This window comes from Parasedimentitalea marina (assembly GCF_004006175.1).
GTDB classification, from domain to species: Bacteria; Pseudomonadota; Alphaproteobacteria; order Rhodobacterales; family Rhodobacteraceae; genus Parasedimentitalea; species Parasedimentitalea marina.
Genome location: NZ_CP033219.1, coordinates 3,698,218 through 3,724,056 on the forward strand (window position 1 = coordinate 3,698,218; position 25,839 = coordinate 3,724,056).

General features: G+C 56.1%; 19 protein-coding genes, 3 tRNA genes and 3 rRNA genes. 7 read left to right on the plus strand and 18 right to left on the minus strand.

What is annotated here, in order from left to right; genetic code table 11:
- Window positions 1-48: 48 nt before the first annotated feature.
- From EBB79_RS17745 to EBB79_RS17785, 7 genes are all read right to left on the minus strand, one after another.
- A complete protein-coding gene (locus EBB79_RS17745) occupies window positions 49-570 on the minus strand; it encodes an SRPBCC family protein (RefSeq protein ID WP_127749856.1) in 522 nt (173 codons plus the stop codon).
- A 483-nt stretch (window positions 571-1,053) separates the two neighbouring features.
- Window positions 1,054-1,130: transfer RNA gene (locus tag EBB79_RS17760), tRNA-Met, on the minus strand.
- 56 nt (window positions 1,131-1,186) lie between these two features.
- Window positions 1,187-1,301: ribosomal RNA gene (rrf, locus tag EBB79_RS17765) — 5S ribosomal RNA — on the minus strand.
- A 221-nt stretch (window positions 1,302-1,522) separates the two neighbouring features.
- Window positions 1,523-4,426, minus strand: a 23S ribosomal RNA gene (locus EBB79_RS17770).
- A 630-nt stretch (window positions 4,427-5,056) separates the two neighbouring features.
- Window positions 5,057-5,133: transfer RNA gene (locus tag EBB79_RS17775), tRNA-Ile, on the minus strand.
- 102 nt (window positions 5,134-5,235) lie between these two features.
- Window positions 5,236-5,311 (minus strand) — tRNA-Ala (locus tag EBB79_RS17780).
- A gap of 199 nt (window positions 5,312-5,510) precedes the next feature.
- Window positions 5,511-6,981: ribosomal RNA gene (locus tag EBB79_RS17785) — 16S ribosomal RNA — on the minus strand.
- The 16S, 23S and 5S rRNA genes sit together here with 3 tRNA genes alongside, the layout of an rRNA operon.
- 1,404 nt (window positions 6,982-8,385) lie before the next feature.
- On the opposite strand from EBB79_RS17785, the gene EBB79_RS17790 reads away from it, so the two are divergent.
- The 3 genes from EBB79_RS17790 to EBB79_RS17800 are packed head-to-tail and all read left to right on the plus strand — an operon-like array spanning window position 8,386 to window position 11,574.
- Window positions 8,386-9,570, plus strand: a complete 1,185-nt coding sequence (locus tag EBB79_RS17790) for a lipid-transfer protein (RefSeq protein ID WP_127750169.1) — start codon at window positions 8,386-8,388, stop codon at window positions 9,568-9,570.
- A gap of 34 nt (window positions 9,571-9,604) precedes the next feature.
- A complete protein-coding gene (locus EBB79_RS17795) occupies window positions 9,605-10,429 on the plus strand; it encodes an SDR family NAD(P)-dependent oxidoreductase (RefSeq protein WP_127750170.1) in 825 nt (274 codons plus the stop codon).
- A 47-nt stretch (window positions 10,430-10,476) separates the two neighbouring features.
- Window positions 10,477-11,574, plus strand: coding sequence for a CaiB/BaiF CoA transferase family protein (locus EBB79_RS17800; RefSeq protein ID WP_127750171.1), 1,098 nt, complete (start codon window positions 10,477-10,479; stop codon window positions 11,572-11,574).
- 3 nt (window positions 11,575-11,577) lie between these two features.
- Here the strand turns inward: EBB79_RS17800 and EBB79_RS24495 are convergent, their stop codons facing one another.
- Both EBB79_RS24495 and hemE read right to left on the minus strand, forming a co-directional pair.
- Window positions 11,578-11,745 carry a hypothetical protein gene (locus tag EBB79_RS24495; protein WP_164860842.1) on the minus strand — a complete coding sequence of 56 codons (168 nt, stop codon included), beginning with the start codon at window positions 11,743-11,745 and terminating at the stop codon, window positions 11,578-11,580.
- Between the two features lie 198 nt (window positions 11,746-11,943).
- Window positions 11,944-12,978, minus strand: coding sequence for a uroporphyrinogen decarboxylase (gene hemE / locus EBB79_RS17805; RefSeq protein ID WP_127750172.1), 1,035 nt, complete (start codon window positions 12,976-12,978; stop codon window positions 11,944-11,946).
- A 215-nt stretch (window positions 12,979-13,193) separates the two neighbouring features.
- Between hemE and hemC the strand changes: the two genes are divergently transcribed.
- Window positions 13,194-14,153, plus strand: a complete 960-nt coding sequence (gene hemC / locus EBB79_RS17810) for a hydroxymethylbilane synthase (protein ID WP_127750173.1) — start codon at window positions 13,194-13,196, stop codon at window positions 14,151-14,153.
- Between the two features lie 18 nt (window positions 14,154-14,171).
- On the opposite strand, the gene EBB79_RS17815 is transcribed toward hemC, so the two are convergent.
- The 5 genes from EBB79_RS17815 to clpS form a co-directional block, all read right to left on the minus strand.
- The gene (locus tag EBB79_RS17815; RefSeq protein WP_127750174.1) at window positions 14,172-14,984 is read right to left on the minus strand and encodes a glycoside hydrolase family 25 protein; all 813 of its coding nucleotides are present in this window, start codon (window positions 14,982-14,984) and stop codon (window positions 14,172-14,174) included.
- 217 nt (window positions 14,985-15,201) lie between these two features.
- Window positions 15,202-16,095 carry an oxygen-dependent coproporphyrinogen oxidase gene (gene hemF / locus EBB79_RS17820; RefSeq protein WP_127750175.1) on the minus strand — a complete coding sequence of 298 codons (894 nt, stop codon included), beginning with the start codon at window positions 16,093-16,095 and terminating at the stop codon, window positions 15,202-15,204.
- Between the two features lie 35 nt (window positions 16,096-16,130).
- Window positions 16,131-16,934, minus strand: a complete 804-nt coding sequence (locus tag EBB79_RS17825; RefSeq protein WP_127750176.1) for an SDR family NAD(P)-dependent oxidoreductase — start codon at window positions 16,932-16,934, stop codon at window positions 16,131-16,133.
- 80 nt (window positions 16,935-17,014) lie between these two features.
- Window positions 17,015-18,010, minus strand: coding sequence for a class I SAM-dependent methyltransferase (locus tag EBB79_RS17830; protein WP_127750177.1), 996 nt, complete (start codon window positions 18,008-18,010; stop codon window positions 17,015-17,017).
- 12 nt (window positions 18,011-18,022) lie between these two features.
- Complete coding sequence (clpS, locus tag EBB79_RS17835; protein ID WP_127750178.1) at window positions 18,023-18,364, minus strand: ATP-dependent Clp protease adapter ClpS; 342 nt, start codon at window positions 18,362-18,364, stop codon at window positions 18,023-18,025.
- A gap of 90 nt (window positions 18,365-18,454) precedes the next feature.
- Between clpS and EBB79_RS17840 the strand changes: the two genes are divergently transcribed.
- The 3 genes from EBB79_RS17840 to EBB79_RS17850 all read left to right on the plus strand — a co-directional run bounded on the left by EBB79_RS17840 (window position 18,455) and on the right by EBB79_RS17850 (window position 21,418).
- Window positions 18,455-19,168, plus strand: a complete 714-nt coding sequence (locus EBB79_RS17840) for an HAD family hydrolase (protein WP_127750179.1) — start codon at window positions 18,455-18,457, stop codon at window positions 19,166-19,168.
- 56 nt (window positions 19,169-19,224) lie between these two features.
- Window positions 19,225-19,620 (plus strand): hypothetical protein, encoded by a 396-nt coding sequence (locus EBB79_RS17845; protein ID WP_338045771.1) that lies wholly within the window; start codon window positions 19,225-19,227, stop codon window positions 19,618-19,620.
- A 247-nt stretch (window positions 19,621-19,867) separates the two neighbouring features.
- Window positions 19,868-21,418 carry a D-alanyl-D-alanine carboxypeptidase family protein gene (locus tag EBB79_RS17850; RefSeq protein WP_127750180.1) on the plus strand — a complete coding sequence of 517 codons (1,551 nt, stop codon included), beginning with the start codon at window positions 19,868-19,870 and terminating at the stop codon, window positions 21,416-21,418.
- A 122-nt stretch (window positions 21,419-21,540) separates the two neighbouring features.
- On the opposite strand, the gene ccoS is transcribed toward EBB79_RS17850, so the two are convergent.
- From ccoS to ccoG, 4 genes are read right to left on the minus strand one after another with little or no spacing between them, the layout of a single operon-like run.
- Complete coding sequence (ccoS, locus tag EBB79_RS17855) at window positions 21,541-21,699, minus strand: cbb3-type cytochrome oxidase assembly protein CcoS (RefSeq protein ID WP_127750181.1); 159 nt, start codon at window positions 21,697-21,699, stop codon at window positions 21,541-21,543.
- A gap of 3 nt (window positions 21,700-21,702) precedes the next feature.
- Window positions 21,703-23,880 (minus strand): heavy metal translocating P-type ATPase, encoded by a 2,178-nt coding sequence (locus EBB79_RS17860; RefSeq protein ID WP_127750182.1) that lies wholly within the window; start codon window positions 23,878-23,880, stop codon window positions 21,703-21,705.
- A 6-nt stretch (window positions 23,881-23,886) separates the two neighbouring features.
- Window positions 23,887-24,357 (minus strand): FixH family protein, encoded by a 471-nt coding sequence (locus EBB79_RS17865; protein WP_127750183.1) that lies wholly within the window; start codon window positions 24,355-24,357, stop codon window positions 23,887-23,889.
- Window positions 24,358-24,360: 3 nt separating this feature from the next.
- Entirely contained in the window at window positions 24,361-25,800 is a 1,440-nt protein-coding gene (ccoG, locus tag EBB79_RS17870; RefSeq protein WP_127750184.1) for a cytochrome c oxidase accessory protein CcoG, read from the minus strand.
- Window positions 25,801-25,839 lie beyond the last annotated feature (39 nt).

Here is a 25,839-nt window from a genome sequence, read left to right on the forward strand (position 1 = left end):
GGACACCCCACAAAAATAGTGCGCAAGTGTCTGTGCATCTGTGCAGGTCTAGCTGCGGCCAGTGATTTTGTTCAACCAACCCCTTTTCTCCTCGCCTTCAGGAGAGGGCTCACTGTCGGAGGCCTCAGCCACAGGCGCCAAGGCCTCTTGAAGATTGGTAAAAAACTGATCCGCCATCTTTTTTGCAAAACCATCAATCAACCGACTACCCAGTTGGGCCAACTTCCCGCCGACCCTGGCCTCTACGTCATAGGCCAACAGAGTTCCGGTTTCACTGGCGCTCAGAGTAACCACAGCGCCACCCTTGGCAAAGCCAGCCGCGCCACCCTTACCCTCGCCCGCGATGGTCAGCTTCTCATTCTCGACCAAATCCGACAACGTCACCTGCCCCTTGAAGGTCGCTTTGACTGGCCCGACCTTTTGCGTAACCGTGGCCTCAAATCCCTCTTCAGGCGAGCCGACCACTTCTTTGGCGCCAGGCACGCAGACCATAAGAACATCAGGATTAAGCAACGCCGCATAGACGGTAGCCGGATCGGCAGCGATCTCTTTGTGATCACTCATTTGCATGGTTAGTCCTTCCTGACGTTGCTCTTTTCCCACCTCTACTCGCAGCTCCTCCCGCCTGCCAAGTCTCGTACGACCAATTGGCAATAGCGGCTATGAAGTCACAACACAGCGCGTACATCCGCGCGGTGTTTTGTTGTTGGAGCCGACTGCCGTTGTTTTGTTGTCTGAGCTTTCAGTGGTTGGGTCCAATGCAAACAGCCCGCTGGAGCGGGGCGTAAGATGTGGTATCGTTGTTTTAAGTTGGTTGCGGGAGTAGGATTTGAACCTACGACCTTCAGGTTATGAGCCTGATGAGGTGAGACCGTTAATCAAACAGTCCGGGGACTGTTTGTAGGTCGAACGGGCTGTTGCGATCTTGAATTTGGTTGCGGGAGCAGGATTTGAACCTGCGACCTTCAGGTTATGAGCCTGATGAGGTGAGACCGTTAATCAAACAGTCCGGGGACTGTTTGTAGGTCGAACGGGCTGTTGCGATCTTGAATTTGGTTGCGGGAGCAGGATTTGAACCTGCGACCTTCAGGTTATGAGCCTGACGAGCTACCGGGCTGCTCCATCCCGCGACAGGGTTTGTAACCGGTTATATTTAATATTTATCGTTGTTTGAGGATTTTTCTAGGTTTGGCGGTGCCCTACTCTCCCACACCTTAAGATGCAGTACCATCGGCGCAACAGTGCTTAACTTCCGGGTTCGGGATGGGACCGGGTGTTTCACTTGCGCTATGACCACCAAACCGAGGAAAATCCTCGATTTGAGATACACGCCGTGTTTGCATGGCAAATCACGGCGAGTGGAGACAGTGTCTTTGCGAAGCAAAGGCGCGTTCCCACATCAACATGTTATTCAAGTCAGTTCGTCTGATACGTATTCGATTTCGTTTCGAATACGGTTGGAATGTATGCTTTGATTGTCGTTCACTTAAGTCTGACATAGTCAGTCTGTCTATTACTGGATCAAATCAAGCCTATCGGGCAATTAGTACCAGTCAACTGAACGTGTTACCACGCTTACATCTCTGGCCTATCGACGAGGTGGTCTACCTCGGCCCTCAGGGATACCTTGTTTTGAGGGGGCTTCCCGCTTAGATGCCTTCAGCGGTTATCCTGTCCGAACATAGCTACCCAGCACTGCCGTTGGCACGACAACTGGTCCACCAGTGGTTCGTTCACCCCGGTCCTCTCGTACTAGGGGCAACTCCTCTCAAGTATCCTACACCCACGGCAGATAGGGACCGAACTGTCTCACGACGTTCTAAACCCAGCTCACGTACCTCTTTAAACGGCGAACAGCCGTACCCTTGGGACCTGCTCCAGCCCCAGGATGAGATGAGCCGACATCGAGGTGCCAAACACTGCCGTCGATATGGACTCTGGGCAGTATCAGCCTGTTATCCCCGGCGTACCTTTTATCCGTTGAGCGATGGCCCTTCCACTCGGGACCACCGGATCACTATGACCGACTTTCGTCTCTGCTCGACTTGTCAGTCTCGCAGTCAGGCTGGCTTCTGCCATTGCACTCAACGACCGATTTCCGACCGGTCTGAGCCAACCTTCGCGCGCCTCCGTTACGCTTTAGGAGGCGACCGCCCCAGTCAAACTACCCGCCACACAGGGTCCCGGATCCAGATAATGGACCGCGGTTAGACATCAAGCAGAGCAAGGGTGGTATCTCAAGGGAGGCTCCACCAAAACTAGCGTTTTGGTTTCGAAGCCCACCACCTATCCTGCACATGCTCGGCCTAATGCCAATGTGAAGCTGTAGTAAAGGTGCACGGGGTCTTTCCGTCTAACCGCGGGAAGCCTGCATCTTGACAGGCAATTCAATTTCGCTGAGTCTATGTTGGAGACAGCGGGGAAGTCGTTACGCCATTCGTGCAGGTCGGAACTTACCCGACAAGGAATTTCGCTACCTTAGGACCGTTATAGTTACGGCCGCCGTTTACCTGGGCTTCAATTCAGAGCTCTCACCCCTCCTTTTAACCTTCAGGCACCGGGCAGGCGTCAGACCCTATACGTCGTCTTACGACTTCGCAGAGCCCTGTGTTTTAATAAACAGTCGCCACCCCTGGTTTGTGCCCCCAGCTCCCACTTGCGTAGAAACCGGGCCTCCTTCTCGCGAACTTACGGAGGTATTTTGCCGAGTTCCTTCAACATAGTTCTCTCAAGCGCCTTGGTATTCTCTACCTATCCACCTGTGTCGGTTTAGGGTACGATCTCATGGAAGGGCTATTTCCAGGGACCTCTCAGCAGCCCATTCAATCCAATAAGGATGAACTACCTTCGAGATCCGTCACCACTTCCTGGCCCAGGAATATTAACCTGGTTCCCATCGACTACGCCTTTCGGCCTCGCCTTAGGGGTCGGCTTACCCTGCTCAGATTAGCTTTAAGCAGGAACCCTTGGATTTTCGGCGAGAGTGTCTCTCACACTCTTTGTCGCTACTCATGTCATCATTCTCACTAGTGATCTCTCCACCAGATGGCTCACGCCCCGGCTTCATCGAAAGATCCGGTCCTCCAAGGTGCCACACGGAACTGGTCCGGGGACACTAAAGAGGATAGGATCTATGTCACACTACGCTCTGCTACCATGCACTATGTGCATCCTCGGCTTCGGCTCATGGCTTGAGCCCCGTTACATCTTCGCCGCAGGACAACTTAATTAGACCAGTGAGCTGTTACGCTATCTTTAAAGGATGGCTGCTTCTAAGCCAACCTCCTGGTTGTTTTGGTCGTCCCACCTGCTTTCCCACTTAGCCATGAATTAGGGGCCTTAGCCGGAGGTCAGGGTTGTTTCCTCTTCACTACGGACGTTAGCATCCGCAGTGTGTCTGCCGTCTAGTACTCCCGGGTATTCGGAGTTTGGTTAGGGTCAGTAAGGCTGTATGCCCCCATTGCCCATCCAGTGCTCTACCCCCCGGGGTATTCGGACGACGCTCTACCTAAATAGATTTCGCAGAGAACCAGCTATCTCCGAGTTTGATTGGCCTTTCACCCCTAGGCACAGCTCATCCCGATCTTTTTCAACAGATGTGGGTTCGGTCCTCCAGTGCATGTTACTGCACCTTCAACCTGGCCATGCCTAGATCACTCGGTTTCGGGTCTGATCCCACAAACTCATTCGCCCTATTAAGACTCGCTTTCGCTGCGCCTACACCTAACGGCTTAAGCTTGCTTGTGAGACCAAGTCGATGACCCATTATACAAAAGGTACGCTGTCAGGCCGCAAGGACCCTCCAACTGATTGTAGGCGTTCGGTTTCAGGTACTGTTTCACTCCCCTCGTCGGGGTGCTTTTCACCTTTCCCTCACGGTACTGGTTCACTATCGGTCAGTAAGGAGTACTTAGCCTTCGAAGGTGGTCCTCCGATCTTCAGACAGAATTTCACGTGTTCCGCCCTACTTAATACGTCCATCAAAGCTTAGAATACGGGACTATCACCCGCTATGGTCATGCTTCCCAACATGTTCTTCTCACTCATCTGGCTCGGCTGGTCCCCGTTCGCTCGCCGCTACTAGGGGAGTATCATATTGATTTCCTTTCCTCCGGGTACTTAGATGTTTCAGTTCCCCGGGTTTGCCTTTTTAACCCTATGTATTCAGGTTAAAAATACCTGGTTTACCTTATTATTAAGAACACTCCGTGCTCGCCCTTGGCGAGTCTCACCAGCAAGCTGGTTCGTCCCACCGCAGAACGGTCAGAAGAGTATAATAATAACAAAGTATCAGGTGGGTTGCCCCATTCAGAAATTCATGGATCAAAGCTTATTCTCAGCTCCCCATGACTTATCGCAGAGTATCACGTCTTTCATCGCCTCTTACTGCCAAGGCATTCACCAAACGCCCTTTTCGCGCTTGATTTGATCCAGAAATAGAAAGACTGGTTATTTGTCCTACCGCCTTGCGACCGCAGAACCAACCAATCGATCGAAGAACAGAAGCTGGTAAGAAACTGTTCCCACATATCCCTGGGATCAAAAGCATACTTTCCCGCTCGCACCACGTATGATGCGAACAATTTGAACACGTCCCGTATGCAACCACTATCCGTGCGGGAAGCGGCTGAAGACGTGTTCGGGTTAGTTTACTTGACTTGGACAACACCGTCGTTTCAGGCTGGCATACTCATGGACGTCCGAGGAAACAGACGTATTCACAAGCTCGCTTCACTTCCGAAGAAGATCAGCACCAATCTGAGGTCAATCCCTTACTCGGGCGACCAACAGTATTGTTGATTGTATCTCTCTAAACGATGTCAATTCCCGGTACTTCCGAAGGAAGTGTCCGGAATGCGATGTAGCGTATTCTCGAAGAGAATGCGCGTTCGCACCGTCCGATTGGACGGAACAGAAGTTCTAAAACTGCTGTTCGATCTAATCGATACCTAATCCTGTGAGCCGCTTCGGGACATCTTACTGCGTAAGATACCCTGCCGCTTGCCGCCAAGAGGAGGTGTTGTTCTTCTTCGTTTTGCCGAAGGCAAAGAAGAAGTGGTGGGTCGAGGAGGACTTGAACCTCCGACCTCACGCTTATCAGGCGTGCGCTCTAACCACCTGAGCTACCGACCCAGCGGGTTTTGCATCGCAAAACCGCGTTGCCCGACAGGCGATTTGCAAAGCAAATCTGCCGACAGGGCCGACCCCGTGGTGGTTATCACAAGGGCCAATGCTTGGTGGAGCCTAGGAGGATCGAACTCCTGACCTCCTGAATGCAAATCAGGCGCTCTCCCAGCTGAGCTAAGGCCCCTTGCTGAACCCTGAGATCAGGGCTCGGTTGTCTGAAGAGATATGAGGACGGCCTGGCTCTGCCTAAGATCTTGCGATCCCAGACTGAGACTTGCGTCTCTATGATCATTCACCCATTTCGGGCGCCCCTTCGTGAGAAGAGGAGATCTGCTAAGTGTTTCATGAGATCAGCAAGCTGATCTGGCTAGAAACATCCTTAGAAAGGAGGTGATCCAGCCGCAGGTTCCCCTACGGCTACCTTGTTACGACTTCACCCCAGTCGCTGAACCCACCGTGGTCCGCTGCCTCCTATTGCTAGGTTGGCGCACGGCCTTCGGGTAGACCCAACTCCCATGGTGTGACGGGCGGTGTGTACAAGGCCCGGGAACGTATTCACCGCGTCATGCTGTTACGCGATTACTAGCGATTCCGACTTCATGGGGTCGAGTTGCAGACCCCAATCCGAACTGAGACAGTTTTTGGGATTAACCCATTGTCACTGCCATTGTAGCACGTGTGTAGCCCAACCCGTAAGGGCCATGAGGACTTGACGTCATCCACACCTTCCTCCCGCTTATCACGGGCAGTTTCCTTAGAGTGCCCAGCCGAACTGCTGGCAACTAAGGATGTGGGTTGCGCTCGTTGCCGGACTTAACCGAACATCTCACGACACGAGCTGACGACAGCCATGCAGCACCTGTCACTAGGTCCCGAAGGAAGGCCTGATCTCTCAGGTTGTCCTAGGATGTCAAGGGTTGGTAAGGTTCTGCGCGTTGCTTCGAATTAAACCACATGCTCCACCGCTTGTGCGGGCCCCCGTCAATTCCTTTGAGTTTTAATCTTGCGACCGTACTCCCCAGGCGGAATGCTTAATCCGTTAGGTGTGTCACCGAATAGCATGCTACCCGACGACTGGCATTCATCGTTTACGGTGTGGACTACCAGGGTATCTAATCCTGTTTGCTCCCCACACTTTCGTACCTCAGCGTCAGTATCGAGCCAGTGAGCCGCCTTCGCCACTGGTGTTCCTCCGAATATCTACGAATTTCACCTCTACACTCGGAATTCCACTCACCTCTCTCGAACTCTAGACCAGGAGTTTATGAGGCAGTTCCAGGGTTGAGCCCTGGGATTTCACCCCATACTTTCTGATCCGCCTACGTACGCTTTACGCCCAGTAATTCCGAACAACGCTAGTCCCTCCGTATTACCGCGGCTGCTGGCACGGAGTTAGCCGGGACTTCTTTACTAGATACTGTCATTATCATCTCTAGCGAAAGTGCTTTACGACCCTAAGGCCTTCATCACACACGCGGCATGGCTGGATCAGGCTTGCGCCCATTGTCCAAGATTCCCCTGCTGCCTCCCGTAGGAGTCTGGGCCGTGTCTCAGTCCCAGTGTTGCTGATCATCCTCTAAAACCAGCTAAAGATCGTAGACTTGGTAGGCCATTACCCCACCAACTATCTAATCTTACGCGGGCTGATCCTTCACCGATAAATCTTTCCCCGAAGGGCGTATAAGGTATTACTCTCCGTTTCCAGAGGCTATTCCTTAGTGAAGGGTACATTCCCACGCGTTACTAACCCGTCCGCCGCTCGCTCCCCGCCCGAAGGTTGAGAGTGCGCTCGACTTGCATGTGTTAGGCCTGCCGCCAGCGTTCGTTCTGAGCCAGGATCAAACTCTCAAGTTGAAAGCATCTTGCAATGCTATCCTTGACGTCGAACCTCTGCACATATCGTCCCATTGTTCAAATGGGACAGTTTAACCGTTTGGTTGTGCTCAAGTTTCCAAAGAAACAAAAGCCGTCCAAACAGTGAAGCTGACACTGGTCATCGGTACCGCATTTACATACAATCCCTACCAGCGTTGATATATGCACAGGTTGATCCATCGAATGAACCAAACCGCCCACATATCTCTTCAGATATATAAATTTTCAAAGAGCAAACAGACCAAAGGTCCTAGATCATTAGATCCCAGAGACAAAAATCAAACAGATGCGCCAATCTCTCAGCGCGCCCGCTTTAACCCTCTCCTCCATTCCCCGTCTCTCCGAAGCGTCCCAGTGTCTCTCCACCGCGTCCCCAACAACACCTCAGCGCCGCCGGTAAGGGGGGTTCTAGGGATATCACAACAAACCCGCAACCCATAAATCAACGAAAACTCACCTTTTTCACAAATCCAGCAATTTACGCATGAAAACATGACATTACACTAAGCACAAGCCAGCGCTATGACGTAATTTCACAGCAACCACACACAACAAACACCCAAACCAACACCAAATGTCACCCATCCACAAACTTACACACAGACTCAACACCACCAAGCCCCAGAATCACAACACCTCAGACAACACGCAGCTTTCGTCGCAGAATCTTTCCTCGGGTGACTTCGCAGAAAAAACCCCTCAATCAGTTGACGTCAGCCGTTTATTTGCAAATGCAAACAAGCAACTTGCCACCACCAAGACAGGCTTGAGATCTCTCATCCATTGATTACGGAATTCCGGCAACATCAACGTATCGCATTGCGGACGCTAATTCCGACTGGACATCATGCTGTTCATTGGGGCCGGATTTTCGTGTTTCTGCGCGAATGGCAAATGACGGGCAGGTTTGCCCGCAACAGGGCTCGTGGTCAGTACCAAGAGATCTTGGGTCCAGCTGTCACGGCTCAACGGTACTAAGAATTGGAACAAAGGCTGATCATACCCCTCCCGTGACCCCTTTTTCGCCAACTGGTGCACCTGCCCTTTCCGTTGGGCGTGGCGCCGTGCCAGCACGGCGCCACGCCCAACGGAAAGAGAGTCTCTGTAAAGAGACCGATGACGGGCGGGAGGATACGCCCGCAGTTGAAGCTGAGTTGCCCAGCGATCGATAAGTCTTGAATTAGCACACCCAAATAAGCGTGGCGCCAATTTAGGGCACGGTGCGCTCTCCGATGACTATTGCGGCTCAAGCACCCACTTTGCCGTGCTCCAATCAGGTGACGTTCGGTAATTGTCCCCTGACCGGGCGCCCAACTTGACAGATCCGGCAAGAGACAGCCCCGTAGGCCGTAACACTGTGCATCAACTAGCAGGGACGTGAAAATGGCTGAGAACGTGATTATCGCTGGGGTTGGTATGACGAAATTTGTCAAGCCGGGCCAGAATGACCCCTACCCGATGATGGGAGCGACTGCTGTTCGCGATGCCCTGAGCGACGCGGGAATCAGTTACGACGCGGTGCAACAGGCCTATGCAGGCTATACCTATGGTGACAGCACATGCGGCCAGACTGTCCTGTACCAAGTCGGCATGACCGGCATTCCGGTGATCAACGTCAATAACAACTGCTCAACTGGCTCAACCGCGCTGTTTCTCGCGCGACAGGCTGTGGCCTCGGGCACTGTCGACGTTGCTTTGGCGCTGGGGTTTGAGCAGATGCAACCGGGGGCTCTTGGGTCGCACTGGGATGACCGGCCCAGCCCCTTTGATGCTTTTGATGCCGAAACCGATGCACTGGTGGGGCATCCCGAAATCCCCCTGGCGCTGCGGTATTTTGGCGGCGCAGGCAAGGCTCACATGGATAAATACGGCTCGACCATGACTGATCTGGCCCGCATTCGGGCCAAGGCCAGCCGCCATGCCGTAAACAACCCCCTGGCGCTGTTTCGGACTGAGCTAACCCCTGAGGATGTACTGGCAGCACCGGTGATCTGGGAGGGTGTGATGACCCGCCTGATGGCCTGCCCGCCAACCTGCGGTGCAGCTGCCGCCATCGTGGTCAGCGAGGAGTACGCCAAAAAACACGGGCTGAACGGTACGGTGCAAATCATCGGCCAGGCGATGTCCACTGACACCGCCAGCACCTTTGACAGTCACGACATGATGCGGGTGGTAGGCTATGATATGACCACCGCCGCCGCCGCCCAGGTTTACCAACAAACTGGCATTGGACCAGAAGATCTGGATACGGTCGAACTGCACGATTGTTTCGCCCATAACGAAATGATCACCTACGAGGGTCTGGGTCTGTGTCCCGAAGGTGGTGCCAGCCAGTTCATTGCCGATGGTGACAACAGTTATGGCGGCAAATACGTCACCAACCCTTCGGGCGGGCTGCTCTCCAAGGGTCACCCCCTGGGCGCCACCGGGTTAGCCCAATGCTACGAGCTAACGCGACAATTGCGTGGCACTGCGGGAAGCACTCAGGTGGACGGCGCCCGCACTGCACTGCAGCACAATTTGGGGCTGGGCGGTGCCTGCGTTGTCACCATGTATCAGGCGCAGTAACACTGCCTGATAAGAGTGTAAGGAAAGAAGAACCATGACAAAGCTCTTGGGGAAAACCGCCTATGTGACTGGTGCTGGCCGTGGCATTGGCCGCGCCATTGCGCTGAAACTGGCTGCAGAAGGCGCCAACTTGGTGATCAACGATCTGGACGCTGACCCCGCCCGCGCGGTGGTGGCTGAAATCAATGCCATGCGCGGCAAAGCCATGGCAGTCGCCGGATCTGTCAACGCTGACGGCTTTGCCGAAAGTTTCATTCAGGGCGGTATCGATCGCTTTGGCGGTGTCGATATCATCGTCAACAACGCAGGCTACACTTGGGATGCACTGATCGGCAAAATGTCGGATGCACAGTTTGATGCCATGATGGACGTACACCTGAAGGCCCCGTTCCGGATCCTGCGCGCGGCCACCCCCTTCATCGCCGACGCAGCAACCCGCGAATTCGCTGAGGGCCGCGAGGTGTTTCGCAAAGTGGTCAACATATCATCTGTGGCGGGCACCGGCGGCAACCCTGGCCAAGCCAACTACGCGGCCGCCAAGGCAGGGGTGTTGGGGCTGACCAAAACTCTGGCCAAGGAATGGGGGGGCTATAAAGTCAATGTGAACGCCGTGGCGTTTGGCATGATTGCCACCCGGCTGACCGCAGCCACCGCCGAGAAGGAAATGATTACAGTTGATGGCAATCAGGTTGGCGTCGGCATTCCGCAAAAGGTGGTTCAGGGAGTTGAAGCAATGATCCCGTTGCGCCGGGCTGGCACCGTCGAAGAAGCCGCCGGTGGGGTCTACCTGTTTTGCATTCCCGAAAGCAATTATGTCTCGGGCCAGACCCTGATTGTTGGTGGCGGCCTGTCGCTTTGAACCGGCGCTGCCCAATTGGGTCAAACACAGAGATGGAAGTTTAAGCCATGCTGAACGGCATCCGTATTATCGAGGTCGAGGGCCTGGGCCCCGGACCCTTTGCCGCCATGCTGCTGGCGGATCTTGGCGCCGACGTTATCTGCGTACACCGCAAAGGCGGCACTGTAACACCTGGAATGCCCGAGCACTCCATTCTGGATCGTGGCAAGCGGTCCATCGAGCTGGATCTGAAGGACGCCGATGACGTTCAGACGTTCAAATCGCTGGTGGCCACGGCGGATGGATTGATCGAGGGCTTTCGCCCCGGCGTAATGGAGAAATTGGGATTGGGGCCTGACATCTGTCAGGCGCTGAACCCTGCACTGGTGTTTGGCCGCATGACCGGCTGGGGTCAGGACAGCGCTTTGTCCCATACAGCCGGGCATGATCTCAATTACATCTCACTGTCCGGCGCTCTGTGGTACAGCTCCGCTCCAGGCGATGTGCCGCTGACACCACCAACCTTGGTGGGCGATATCGGCGGTGGCGCGATGTATCTGGCAGTGGGCATGCTGGCGGCAATCCTAAAGGCCAAGACCACTGGCTTAGGCTGCACAGTCGACGCAGCCATCTATGACGGTTCGGCCCATATGATGAACTTGCTGCTGACCATGCGCCAGACGGGTAACTTCGACGTTACTCGCGGTCAGAACCTGCTCGATGGCCCACACTGGAGCCGCACCTATCGCTGCGCAGATGGCGGCTTCATCTCGGTGCAATGCCTTGAGCCGAAATTCTACACCGAATTCCTGCATCTGCTAGGACTGGCCGAGGATCCAGGTTTCCAACATCAATACGACCGCAAAAACTGGGCCACTCTGATCGACCGCCTGACCGGGGTGTTTGCCAGCCAGCCGCGCGATCACTGGGCAGCGCTGTTCGACGGCAGCGATGCCTGCGTCGCGCCCGTGTTGAACCCGGAAGAGGCAATGGTCCATCCGATGAACAACCGCGCCACCTGGGTCGAGGCGCAGGGTGCTTTGCAAGCCGCCCCCGCGCCACGTTTTTCCGACCAGCCAGCCTGGGCTGCACCGCCGAGCCCGACACGGGGCCAACACACCGGTGAAATCCTGTTTGAGTTGGCCAAAACAAGAAAACCTGCCTAAAGATCAGGCCTGCTTTTTGGCAGCCGCCGCCGCTTTCATCCGCTCAAGCAACGCAGCTTTGGTGGCGTTCTTGCCAAACGGATTTTTCTCGGTCCCCTTGGCGTTATGCTCTTTGTGCCGTGGCACATTGTTACCCGCCTTTTGGGGGCCGCCCGTTCTACTATAATCCATCGCTATACCCTTTCAACTGGCACTCGTTGCGCCGCTGATGCCTGAAACCTCGCGCCACAACAAGCCATCGCCCGGATCCGCTTTCATCTGGCCCCAAATATCCCGGGGGCGAGCAGGCATTTTGGAAACTGTCCAGCGGACAGTTTCGCCTGAGAGCGGGCAGAGCCCATGAGGGGCTGGCCCCTCGCCCACATCAGATCAATTTTCCCGCACCGTATCAATCATCAGTTGCACGTTGTCCGGATTTGCATCTGGGGTAATGCCATGACCAAGATTGAAAATATGCGGCCCGCCTTTAAAGGCGTCGACGATGACACGGGTTTCATCCACCAGATCCTGACCGCCAGTGACCATATGGCGCGAGGCCAGATTGCCCTGTACACAGCCATCAACCTGTACGTTCTGCGCAGCCCAGTCCGGCGACACTGAATTATCCAGCGCCACACAGTCCACACCCGTCGCCTTGGCAAAACCAATGTATTTTTCTCCAGCTTCACGCGGGAACCCAATGATCGGAATACCCGGATGGCGCGCCTTCAGCGCAGCGGTGATCTCACGCGCGGGCTGCAACGCGTATTTTTCAAAGGCGTCGCCCTTTAACGATCCGGCCCAGCTGTCAAAGATCTTGACCACTTCGGCCCCGGCCTCAATCTGCATCGACAGGTATTCGATGGTTGCCGCAGTGATCCGCGCCAGTAGCGCCTCGAACAGGGCATTGTTTTCTTCGCGCAACAAATGCGCTGGCCCCTGATCCGGCGTGCCACGGCCAGCAATCATATAGGTCGCCACAGTCCAGGGTGCACCGGCAAAACCCATCAAGGTCGTCTCAGGCGGAAGCTCACGCGACAGGATCTTAACCGTCTCGTAAATCGGGTTCAGCACTTCGTGAATATCGTTAACTGGACCCAGCTTGTCGAAATCTGCCTGCGTGGTCACAGTGGACAGGCGCGGGCCTTCGCCAGTGACGAACCACAGATCCGCGCCCAGCGCCTGAGGCACCAACAGGATATCGGCAAACAGGATTGCGGCGTCAAACCCATAGCGGCGGATCGGCTGCAGCGTGACCTCGGCGGCCAGTTCAGGATTGTAACACAGCTTGAGGAAATCACCGGCCTGCGCCCGCGTTGCACGGTATTCGGGCAGGTAACGCCCGGCCTGCCGCATCATCCAGATCGGCGGTACATCCTGGGTCTCACCCGCCAATGCGCGCAGCAGTTTTTTCGTCTCGGCCATGTCATTCCTCATCTGTCGCTTGGGGTCTGAGGTCAGGCCTAAGCTGTCGTTTGTCAAGGCCAAGCCGCAATTCGCGACGGCCACAGCCTTTTGGGCGTGAAATAATCCATCCGCCCGCGCAATATCCTTGTCCTATGTCAAAGCGGGTCAATAACCGACACGGCACATGCAATAGCAGTTTCCACCGGACCCCAAAGTACATTAAGGCTGACACCATGACATTGATGCTGCCCTCCCCCGCCTCGCCCCTGAAGATCGGCACCCGTGGTTCGCCGCTGGCTCTGGCTCAGGCCTATGAAACCCGCGCCCGTCTGGGTGCCGCGTTTGATTTGCCCGAAGCGGCATTCGAGATCGTCATCATCAAGACCTCCGGCGACAATCAAGCTTTGATTGCGGCAGACAAACCCCTGAAAGAGCTGGGCGGCAAGGGCCTGTTCACCAAAGAGATCGAGGAAGACCTGCTGTCCGGAGCCATCGACATCGCCGTCCATTCGATGAAGGACATGCCGGTGGCCCAGCCCCAGGGCTTGTTGTTGGACACATATCTGCCACGTGAAGACGTGCGCGATGCCTTTGTTTCGCCAAACGTTTCCGGTCTGGATCAACTTGCCGCCGGGTCAGTGGTTGGGACTTCGTCGCTGCGACGCCGGGCACAACTGTTGAACCGTCGACCCGACCTGAAGGTGGTCGAATTTCGCGGCAATGTGCAGACCCGCCTGAAAAAGCTGGGCGCGGGCGTCGCAGATTGCACTTTCCTTGCGATGGCTGGCCTGAACCGGTTGAACATGGATGACGTCCCCGCCACGGCCGTCAATGTCGAGGACATGCTGCCCGCCGTTGCACAGGGCGCCATCGGGATCGAGCGCCGCGCGGATGACAGCAATACCGCCGATTTGCTCGCTGCGATCCACGATTCGCAAACAGGCCAGCGCCTTGCAGCCGAACGCGCCTTTCTTGCGGCGCTGGATGGGTCCTGTGAGACGCCAATTGCAGGCCTTGCAGAATTGGACGGCACCACCCTGCGTTTGCGGGGCGAGGTTCTGCGTCCTGATGGAAGCGAGGCCATTGCCGCGGATGAAACCTGCGCTATTGAAGATGGCGCTGATTTGGGTCGCGAGATGGCACAAAGCCTGCTGAAACGCGCCGGTGACGGTTTCTTTGACTGGCGCCAATAAGTCCGAAGACCAACGGCACTATCCGGGAAGCTGCCCGCTCCAGCGCAGCCAGCTTTCCGGGCTGCCGCGAAAGCTGTTCAAATCGACGTCCCCTTCGATGCCGGGCACCCGTCCGGTGCCACTGTATTGCCAGAACAGCCACTCGGCGCCGGGATAGACCTGGGCGGGATGACCGGCAACAGATCGCAACCAGAATTCGGTGCCTGACAGTCGGCCAATGCCGGTTTGGCGATAGAAATCCACGGTGGTGTAAAGAACTGGTCGGCGACCATAGTGTGCCTCGATCATATCCAGAAACCGCTTGGCCTCGCGGCGCACTGTGGCCCCATCTGGCCGTTTGGTGCAGGTCGGCGAATGTGGGGTCCATTCCATGTCCAGTACATGGGGCAAGGCTTTTGTATCGCGCGGCACATTTGATATGAACCAGCGCGCCTGCTGAACTGCAGGGCGGCAGAAATAGAAATAATGGTACGCACCCCGCCTGACCCCCGCCAATTTTGCCCCCGCCCAATAGCTCCGGAATTTCGGATCAAAGACATCGCCGCCCTCGGTTGCTTTGATATAGGCAAAGGACACCCCGGCATCACGGGCCTTACGCCAGTCGATATCTCCCTGCCAGCGCGACACGTCGATACCGTGGATAGGATAAGACGTGGGTTTGCGTCGTTCCCAGTCATAAGGATCGCTGTCGTCAAACCGGGGAGAGGTGACCAGTTTGCCAAGGATCTCAGCTGACGGCCCAGGTACGGCCTGCACTGGTTCAGGTTCTGACCGCCGCCCACAGGTGGCTAAGACCGCACCGATCACCATCAACATAATCAGATTGCGCATAATACCTCTGCCCCAACCGGGCGACACTGACACCAACACGTCTTAGCATACGGCTGGTTTGCCTCAATACCATGGGTATTGATGTGGATCAGCGGCAGCCCGCGCAAGACGCCGGTGCCAGAGAAAGCCCCATCCGCGGATTTGGGCCGTTGACCTGAGCGCCCAGCAAGAGCGCCCGGGTCGGAGTACGTTCCGCCCGTTCACCAACCCTGGTTGATCACACCCATTTGGCCATTGGTGGCAGACTCATCAATACCGCATTGGCATCATGGCCGGTTTCCAGGCCAAATTTAGTGCCCCGGTCATAGACCAGATTATACTCAGCATAGAGCCCGCGATGCACCAGTTGGGTGTCTTTGTCGGCCTCGGACCAATCCTGTACCCGGCGTTTTTCGACCAAAGGCACAAAGGCGGGCAAGAAGGCGCGGCCGATGTCCTGGGTCAGGGTAAAATCCCTCTCCCAGTCGCCACTGTTGCGGTCATCCATAAAGATACCACCAACCCCCCGGGCGCGCTTGCGGTGCGGAATATAGAAATACTCGTCCGCCCAGGCCTTTAGCTTGGGGTGAAGCAGCCCGCCATGAGGCTTTAGGTGCTTTTTCTGCTGGGCGTGGAAATGCGCAGTGTCGTCGTCATATTCGATGCAGGGGTTCAGGTCTGACCCACCACCAAACCACCAAGTATGCGGTGTCCAGAACATCCGGGTGTTCATATGCACGGCCGGCACATGCGGGTTCTGCATATGCGCCACCAGCGAAATTCCCGACGCCCAGAACCGCGGATCATCCTTCATTCCCGGAATACCCTTGCGCGCGGCCATCGCATTTTGCGCGCGCTCGCCCAGGGTGCCGTACACCTCAGAGACATTCACGCCGACTTTCTCAAATACCCGGCCACCACGCATCACGCTCATCAATCCGCCGCCAGCGTCTGCACCATCGTCTGCATCCCGCTTGGTCTCGGTCACTTCGAACCGACCCGGGGCCTGATCAGACAAAGGCCCAGTATCATGGCTGTCTTCCAACCCCTCAAAGGCAGCAACAATCTGGTCACGAAGCGTGCGAAACCATGCAGCAGCCTCGGCTTTTTCGGCTTTCATTTCGGCACTCATATTCGTGACTTTCATTGTTCAAGGACAGCGGTGTTCTAGTGAACCGGTGCGGCCACCGGATCCAGCAGCGTGCGGCCACCGTCCAGCGTCAGCACCTGCCCGGTTATAAAGCTTGAGGCCTCGGAGGCCAGGAACTGCGCTGTTTCTGTCAGTTCCGTGGGCGAGGCAATGCGGCCCAGCGGCGTATGTTCTTCGATGTCTTCGCGGTAAGCACGGTTTTCCTTGAGCACGGCCTTAAGCGAGGCGCTCATCACCGAGCCAAAGGCAATGCTGTTGACCCGAATGCGATGCGGGGCCAGGGCCACTGACAGGGACCGGGTCATCTGATCCATCGCCGCCGAGGAGACCGAATAGGCCATCAATTCGGGATGGGTCCGGCGCGCAGCAATCGACGACAGATTGATAATCGTCCCCTGAGGCGCATTCCCCTCACGGCCCTCACCCTGCTTGATCATTCGTTTTGCCACCTGCTGCGACAGACGCAGGGTCGGCAACACGTTCTGGGTCAGCAGCACATGGGTCGAGTCATCCTCGGGATCAAGGGGGTCACTGGTCAGCACCTGACGCGCGCCGTTGACCAGAATATCAATCTGGTCAAACGCATCGATGGTGGCGGACAACAGGTTTGCAATGGTCAAACGCTCGCGCAGATCACCGGCAAAATAACGCGTGCTGCTGTCCTCGGGCTGGTTTCCCAATTCGCGGATCAACCCGGCTTCGTCTACATCTGCGAACATCACATTGGCGCCGGCCGCAGCAAACTGCTTACCAATCGCCAAACCAATGCCATTAGCTGCACCCGTTACGATTGCGGTTTTTCCGGAAATTGAAAAAGACATATTACTAGGCTCCGTCAGGATGGTGCAGACGTCACGGTAAACCGCATTGGCTTACTTGGGAACAGTTACCGTTAACCCGGTTAACGACGCAGGCGCTTTGGGCGGCTGGCTTGCAAAACTTTGAAGCGGTTATCCCCGGCAACTTCAGACACCTGAACAAACAATTCAGTCAAAATCGTCTCATATGGCAAGTGCCGGTTCGCCACCATCCACAGGTTACCCGACGGTGTCAGCACCCGTGCGGCTGTGGCGATAAAGGCCTGCCCAAGCGATGGTTCGGCGTTGCGGCCGGTGTGAAAGGGCGGGTTCATTATGACGCCATCCAGCAAATGTGGTGGCTTCCAGTCCCGCGCATCTGCCCAGTGAAACTGCGCGCGTGGGTCTGTCACATTGCGTTTGGCGCAGCTCACGGCACTGTGGTCGGCCTCGACCAGGTGTAGGTTTTCAACGACGGTGTCCCGCTGCAACAGCTGTGCCGAAAGATAGCCCCAGCCTGCGCCCAGATCCGCAAGGTTGCGACCCAGCTTCGTCGGCAGGTTCTCAAACAACAGTCGCGAAGCAGGATCGATACCGTCCGCCGAAAACACACCCGGCGCCGTGGAGAACCCATCAACTTCAGTGAAGTCATCGGCCAGCCAATCGGCAAAAACCTGCCCGTCATCCTCGACCCAGAAGATTTTACCATGCGCTTTAGCGATCGGAGCAGAGGGCGTGGTCTGCTTACGGGCAGATTTGTACAGCGAATCAATACCGTCCGTTTTGGCCCCATCAATCAGAACCGGGCCACTGCTGGCAGCAACGGCCTGTGCCACCAGATGTCGTGCAAGTGCTTTGGCGCGCGGCAGGAACACCACCGCAGCGGCGATCTCGGTTCCCGGCTCTAGCGTCGCGACACATTCATATCCTTGACGGGCAAAAAGATCATGGTCCGGGCGCATTGGCTGCACCACTACCACCTGATCCTTTGGCAACGCCGACAGGTCATGATCAGCACGCGGAAGGAAAACGGCAATCTTGCCAGTTGCAGGCGTAGCAAAGCCACCTGACTCGATCGCCAGGGAAAGACGGATAGACATGCAGGGAGCCTCTTATTCTTCTTTTTCCATGGTACATTGCAGCGGATGTTGCTGCCGACGGGCAAAATCCATCACCTGGCCAACCTTGGTTTCGGCGATTTCATGGCTGTAAACACCAACCACCGCCAAACCCTTTTTGTGGACAATCAACATGATCTCAAACGCCTCGGCATGGGTCATGCCAAAGAAGCGTTCCAGTATCAGCACCACAAATTCCATGGGTGTATAGTCGTCATTCAGCAGCAACACCTTATATCGTGGAGGGCGCTGGGTCTTCGGCTTGGTCTTGGTGAGAACTCCGGTATCCGTAGAGTCATCAGACTGGTCCGTCATGATATGGGGCAGCAATGTCATTTGAGGTTTTATCCGGGTCAGGCATATAAGTGCGTCACCCGCTTATATAACCTCTATGTCGTCGAGGAAAAGAGAAAGCGAGCAATACTTATGGCACGCACCCTAACAACCGTCGGATTTGACGCTGATGATACGCTTTGGCACAACGAGCGTTTCTTTCGGATAACGCAACAAAAGTTTGCGGAGTTACTTGGCGATCACACGCCGGTAGACCTGGACCCCGAGCGTCTGGGCGACCGGCTATTGGCCGCCGAGCAGCGCAATCTTGGACGCTATGGTTATGGCGTCAAAGGATTCACCCTTTCAATGATCGAAACCGCAATAGAGGTGACAGATGCACGGGTGCCGGCCTCGGTTATTCACGAATTAATCGAGGCCGGGCAGATGATGCTGGCCTTTCCGATTGAGCTGCTTCCCCATGCACAAGAGGCTGTTACCGCATTAGCCGGTGACTATCGCGTCGTCTTGGTGACCAAAGGAGATTTACTGGATCAAGAGCGCAAACTGGCCCAATCCGGGCTGGGTGATCTTTTTGATGCAGTGGAAATCGTCTCGGAGAAAACCCCCGAGATCTACCGAGAGATATTTTCCAATCAACCTGGCGGAGTTGCAGGAACTATGATGGTCGGAAATTCAGTCCGCTCGGATGTGGTGCCGATGATTGCGGCTGGTGGTTGGGGGACCTACGTTCCCCATAACCTGACCTGGGAATACGAAAAGGAAGCCACTCCGGAAGGCGACCCGCATTTTCACCAGATTAAAGACCTATCCGAATTGGCAGGTCTATTGGCCAAACTTGGCTAAGGCCTGATAAGCGCAGTGAAGCAATTGGGCACGATTACCAAATGGCCTGCGCTGCGATGGCGAAACCGATTCCCACAGTTTGGCTGGCGCAGTATGGTGTCGTGAACGATGGACCGGGGATAGAAATGCCGCACGCTGAACTTAAGTATTCAACAGATCTAGATATTGACCCAAACGCAATTTTGGCTGAAATCGAAACCGTGATCCTAGAGCACGACGACAATGCAGGTGACTGCAAGGGGCGCGGCTATCCAACCGACCACTACCATCACAGTCACATCCATATTTCTGTTGCGCTGCTTGCCAAAGCTCACCGTGACGAGAAGTTTTTCCAGGCTTTGTCCGGCGCATTGGAAACGCGCATCAAACAGATGATTCCAATTCCGTGCTACTTCTCTCTCGGACTTGAAATCTTGCCAGCATTATATGTCGCTGGGCCCTACGAACCTTAACCAAACATCCTTGATTCTTGTGGCACGAAGGCACCAGTAAGTAAAAAAGCGCCTATATTTATGGTAACACTCTTTTAATAAACACCTCATCTAGTGGAAGCCCTTGTGTCAGCCCACCGCATGCCGGCCTTGCCGTAGAGCACCTTATAAACCGTGCCAAAGCTTTTGTTTTTTCCAGAATGCTGATGTGTTAACGTCTCATCAGGCATAAAAAAGTCAGCCGGAAAACCGGCGGCATGAGGCAGACATGGCAAATATCGCGCAGGTTCGGTGCATCCGTCCGACCCGTTTGGGTTGGGGTATTCTTACAGCATTTTGGCTGGGCATAGTGATGCCTATTGCCGCCAATGCCGCGCCCTATGCGGCGATGGTCATGGATGCTCGCACGGGCAAAGTTCTACACTCCCGAAACGCCGACACCAGGTTGCATCCGGCCTCGTTGACCAAAATGATGACGCTGTACATCGTCTTTGAGGCGGTGCGTAACGGTGAAATCTCGTTAGACACCGTGGTCAAAATCAGCCGGAACGCCACCTCTGAACCGCCCTCCAAATTGGGCCTTAGAACCGGTCAGAAAATTGCTCTGCGATATCTCATCCGGGCCGCAGCGGTGAAATCCGCCAATGACGCCGCCACCGCATTGGGAGAGGCCATTTCAGGATCCGAGGCTGCATTCGCGCGCCGCATGACCCGCACGGCAAAATCTCTTGGCATGACTCGCACCACGTTCAAGAACGCTCATGGCCTGACCCAGTCTGGCCATCTCTCAACTGCGCGTGACATGACGCTTCTGGGTCGCCATATTCTCTATGATTATCCTGAGTATTATAACCTGTTCTCGCGTAAATCGACCGATGCCGGTGTCAAGCAAGTGAACAACACCAATCGCCGCTTGCTGGCAGCTTATCGTGGCGCTGATGGCATCAAGACAGGCTATACCAACGCCGCTGGTTTCAATCTTGTTGCTTCGGCCAAACGTGGCAACGAGCGGGTCATCGCCACCGTATTCGGTGGCAAATCCAGCGCCTCCCGGAATGCCAAAGTTGCCGAACTTCTGGACCTTGGGTTTCGCCAGGCCCCGTCACAGGCCAGACTGCGCCGTCCGAGCCTGCCGCAATACGTCGGCAACATCGAGGCCCCTGTCGTGGCAGGTGCCACGGGTGCTGGTAAAACTGTAAGGGTCAACGGACTGGTCACCAGTAGCCTGCGCCCGAAATCCCGGCCCGCCGCCGACAGCAACGCAGAGGTTTTGCGGTTGGCCGAAGCCGAAGTCCCTCCTGTAGCGGGCTCAACCGAGACAGCTGCGATAGATCAAGACCTTCTTAGGAACGGCATTCAGGCTGCACTGGCAGAGATCGAAGAAACGCCGCCTGCAGCTACAATCGTTTCCGCCACTCAGATTGACGAAGAAGCAGTGCAGATTGCCAATGCAGTGGTCGTTCCGGCTCCGGAATCTGCCGTCTATACCGGACTGCGCCCTGTAGCGCGTCCAGCCAACCTAAGAACAGCCGGAGTGGTTGTTGCAGAACCGGTTGTGGTAACCCGCCTGTCCACATCAGGCGGACGTCATTGGGGCATCAACGTTGGACTTTTCAACACCCGCTATAAGGCCGAGAAAGTGCTGTTGCGGACCGCATTGGCAGAGATGTCGACCCTGGATGGGTCCCTGCGCAAAGTGGCGCAATCCAGCCGCGGGTACGAGGCCAATTTCCTGGGCATGACTCAGGAAGGTGCCGATTTGGCCTGTCGACGCTTAAGCGCGCGCAATGTTGCATGCACCACAATCGGGCCATCCTGACGGTTCTGTCGGGATGTGCGGGCAAACACACGCCCTACTCTGGTTTAGAAGCCGCGAACCATGAACGCAGAGATCGAGACTGGGCATTGCACCTGCACGCGCGGTACAGGGATCAAATGATCTCAGGGCTTGGGATGGTCATCCCATTCGTCACTTAGAATTCGACGTGAATCGCCCTCAGGGTCATCGTATTGATTGCTACGAACGGTATACAGGAACCCGGCTAAGCCCAATCCGCCAAGGACCAAAGAAATCGGGATCAGAAACGTCAGGACCTGCATTCTCTACCTCAGCCGCAATGCGTTCAGGGATACAGTAATCGACGAAGTCGACATCGCCAAGGCCGCAATCAAAGGTGTCGCCAGACCGGCCATTGCCAGAGGCACAGCAATCACATTGTACAATGTGGCGAGTTGGAAATTCTCGCGAATGCGTTTGGTGGCACGCCGGGCAACGTCACAGGCCTCGGCAATGGGCGTAAGATCCTGACCCAACAGCACAATATCTGACGCAACGCGCGCTGCGTCCAGCGCCGAGGCAGGCGAAATTGAAACATGCGCAGCAGCCAATGCAGCGGTGTCATTCAAGCCGTCACCAACCATCAGCACCTTACAGCCCTGATCTGACAAGGCTTTGATCTTTTCAACCTTATCTTCGGGTAGCGCCTCGGCCAGCCAATCCGTAAGGCCAAGCCGAGAGGCCATCGCCTCAACGGCGCCGCTGGAGTCTCCCGACAGCAGGAATACTTGTTTGCCAGCGGTCAACAGCGCCTGCACCGCATCGGCAGCGCCGGGGCGCAACGCGTCGGTGAATTGAAACCCCCGAGCTAAGCCATCGCCAGTGTCCAGCCAGGCCGTGGTGCAGGCACTTGCGGGTGCACCCACCCAGCCTGCACGGCCCAAACGCACCGGAACGCCAAGATACAGCGCTTCGGTACCAAAACCAGGGACCTCGCGTATGTCCGTGACTTTTGTCGGGGAAAATCCAGCGTCGCGTGCGGCCTGCGCCAGGCTGCGCGACAGTGGATGGGCCGAAGCCTCGGCCAGTGCCAGCGCCAGCTCCAGATCTGCCTGAGGGAAATCTGCCAGGTTGGTCAGCTGCGGCGTACCCGCGGTCAGGGTTCCCGTTTTGTCAAAAACCACGGTATCCACCTGCGCCAACCGTTCCAGCGCAGTGGCATGTTTGATCAGCATCCCCTTGCGAAACAACCGCCCCGAGGCTGCTGTTGTCACCGCCGGCACAGCAAGCCCCAGCGCGCAGGGACAGGTAATGATCAACACAGCTGCGGCGACATTCAACGCCATGCGCAGATCCCACGTATACAGATACCATCCGGCAAAACTAAGCGCCGACAGGATATGCACCCCCGGCGCATAGAGTTTCGCAGCATTGTCAGCCAGCGAGGTATACTTTGAGCGACCCGACTCAGCTATGGCGACCAGATCGCCCATCCGGTGTAGCGAAGTGTCCTTTCCCACGGCTGTGGCACGCAGGGTCAAGGGACCCGTCAAATTGACCTCTCCGGCGGAAATCACAGTGCCCGGCTCGGCAAACACTGGCAGTGTTTCACCGGTCAGTAATGAACGGTCAAGCTCGGACTGACCCGACACCACCTCGCCATCGACTGGCATACGACCACCGGGGCGCACCAGGATCAGATCGCCAATGCACAGCGTGCCCACGGCCACTTCCTGTTCACCTCCGTCACGCATCAAGGTGGCGCGGGGAACCTCTAACGCGGCGAGTTCTTCGGCTGCGGAACGTGCAACCGCACGGGTGCGAAAATCCAGATACCGCCCGGCCAGCAGAAAAAAGGTCAGTGTCAGCGCCGCATCAAAGTAGGCGTGCTCCCCAGAGAGCGAGGTTTCCCACAGCGACGTAATCAGAGCCAGCACCAGCGCCAGCACAATGGGCACATCCATATTCAGCCGCCGCACCCGCAACGCTGTCCAGGCCTGTTGGAAAAATGGCTGGGCGGAAAAGGCGATCGTTGGCACGGCAATTGCCGCTGAAATCCAATGAAACATGTCCCGCGTCGCATCCGAGGCTCCGGCCCAGACCGACACCGACAACAACATTACGTTCATCGAGGCAAACCCGGCGACAGCAAGACGCATCAACAGGTCGCGCCCCGCCTTATCGCTTTGGGTGGCTGACAACACCGCCAGATCAAGTTCGTGGGCCTCAAATCCCAGTTTAGTCAATACCGGGATCAAATCGGCGGCCTGTAGCTCCGGGTCTGCCTCGATCAGGGCCCGTTTCAGGGTTAGGTTCACCCGCGCAGAGATCACACCAGGGACCGCATTCAGCCCATGCTCCACCGTAGAAATACAGGCCTGACAATGGATGCCAGGCAGCGACAGCGCGAGACGCCCCCCTTCGGGGGCAAGTTCAACTGCATCACGCGGCACAGCCAGACAACCGGGACAGGCTGCCAGAGACGGATTTGGATGAGCGGTCATGCGTGATCAGCCTCTCACGTGCAAGATAACCCGTTGGCTGAACTCGGTGCCATTCTTGGCCCGCGCCACCATACGAATGTTCCAGTTCCCGGCCCCCAGTTGTGCCGGGGCGACATAGGCCTTGCCGTCAAACTGAAAGTCAGGGATTTGATCATCATTGACATGTGTCGCCCGGCCCAGCGTGGCGGTCAGCTTGGCCACCTCCACCGGATTGCCGTCAACATCGGTGATCGCCAGCTTGACCTGATCGTCGCTGGCCGTGGCATAAACAGACCAGCCCAGCGCCACCTGCGCATTACGGCGCAGATCAAATTCCTGACTGGCGACATATGAGTTGTTCACCTCTAACCCAGGAAAGGTTCTGACGGCGTTCACGGCCAGGGTGATATTGACCCCAATGATCACTGCAAAGGCACCACCAAACACCATCAGCGCATGGCGACCGGTAAATTCCCGTTGCGGTTTTTGAGACGTCATCGCTCAGTTCCCCTTGCCGGTAAAGGTTGTGTCTTTGTAGGCTCGCTCACCATCGGCGTCATCTTCGACCCAGATCCTAAACGGTGTCGCGTCTTGGGTCGAGGGGGCCGAACCCTTAGGACTGATCACATAGACCCGCTGCAAATGCGCGACGTTGGCGTCTACCGAAACTGTGGTCTTCTCCGCCCCCTCAATCTCCATGCGCAGTGCCGGATCACCGGTGACAGAAAGCTGAAACTGGCGTTGCTCGCCATGTTTGTTCCGCAACCGCACGTCGTAGGTATTGCGGATAGAGCCATCAGACAGCGTAACAAATGTAGGATTGCGGACCGGTGCAACGGTCAGCTCTATGTCGGCGCGAATGAACAGGGCAAAGACCAGTCCAACCCCCACAAGGGTCCACATGGCTGTATACATAATGGTTCTAGGCCGCAGAATATGCTTCCAGATGTTGCGGGCAGGCTGGCCTGCTCGTCCATCCGTTTCATCGCTGACCGCCATATAGTCGATCAAGCCGCGCGGCTTGCCAATCTTGGCCATCACATCATCGCAGGCATCGATGCAAAGCGCGCAGGTGATGCACTCCATTTGCTGACCGTCGCGGATGTCGATACCCACCGGACAGACATTGACGCAGGCCATACAGTCGATGCAATCGCCCTGCGGGGCCTCTGCCACCTCAGGCTTTGCCTTCCGCAGCTTGCCGCGCGGTTCACCGCGCCATTCGCGGTAACCCACAACCAGCGTGTCCTCATCCATCATTGCCGCCTGAATACGAGGCCAGGGGCAGGCGTAGATACAGATTTGCTCGCGCGCAAATCCGCCAAAGAAGAACGTCGTGGCGGTCAAGACGGCCATGGTGGTATAGGCGACTGGATGCGCGTTCCCGGTGATCAGGTCGACCAACAGGGTCGGCGCATCGGCAAAATAAAACACCCAGGCACCGCCGGTTGCCAGACCAATCAACAGCCAAACAGTCCACTTGGTGGCGCGAAGCCGCACTTTGCGCAGGTCCAGTTTCTTTTGGTGGTGCAGCCGCAACCGGGCATTCCGGTCCCCTTCGATCCAGCGCTCAACCAGGATATACAGGTCGGTCCAAACCGTCTGCGGGCAGGCATAGCCGCACCAGACCCGCCCCAAGGCCGAGGTGAACAGGAACAGCCCCAGCCCGGCCATGATCAACAGGCCAGCAACAAAATAGAACTCATGCGGCCAGATCTCGATCCAGAAAAAGTAAAAGCGCCGGTTGGCCAGATCCAATAAGACGGCTTGATCCGGCAGGCTTGGCCCGCGGTCCCAACGAATCCAGGGGACCAGATAGTAAATTCCCAATGTCACAGCCATTATGACCCACTTGAGGTTCCGGAATTTTCCTGACACTTTTTTCGGGAAAACTGGTTCTCTGGAGGCATAGAGACTAGGGGCTGGATTGGAATCGCTCACGGACTCTCTCCGAATGGTGGCATTGGTTCAATCTTCTCT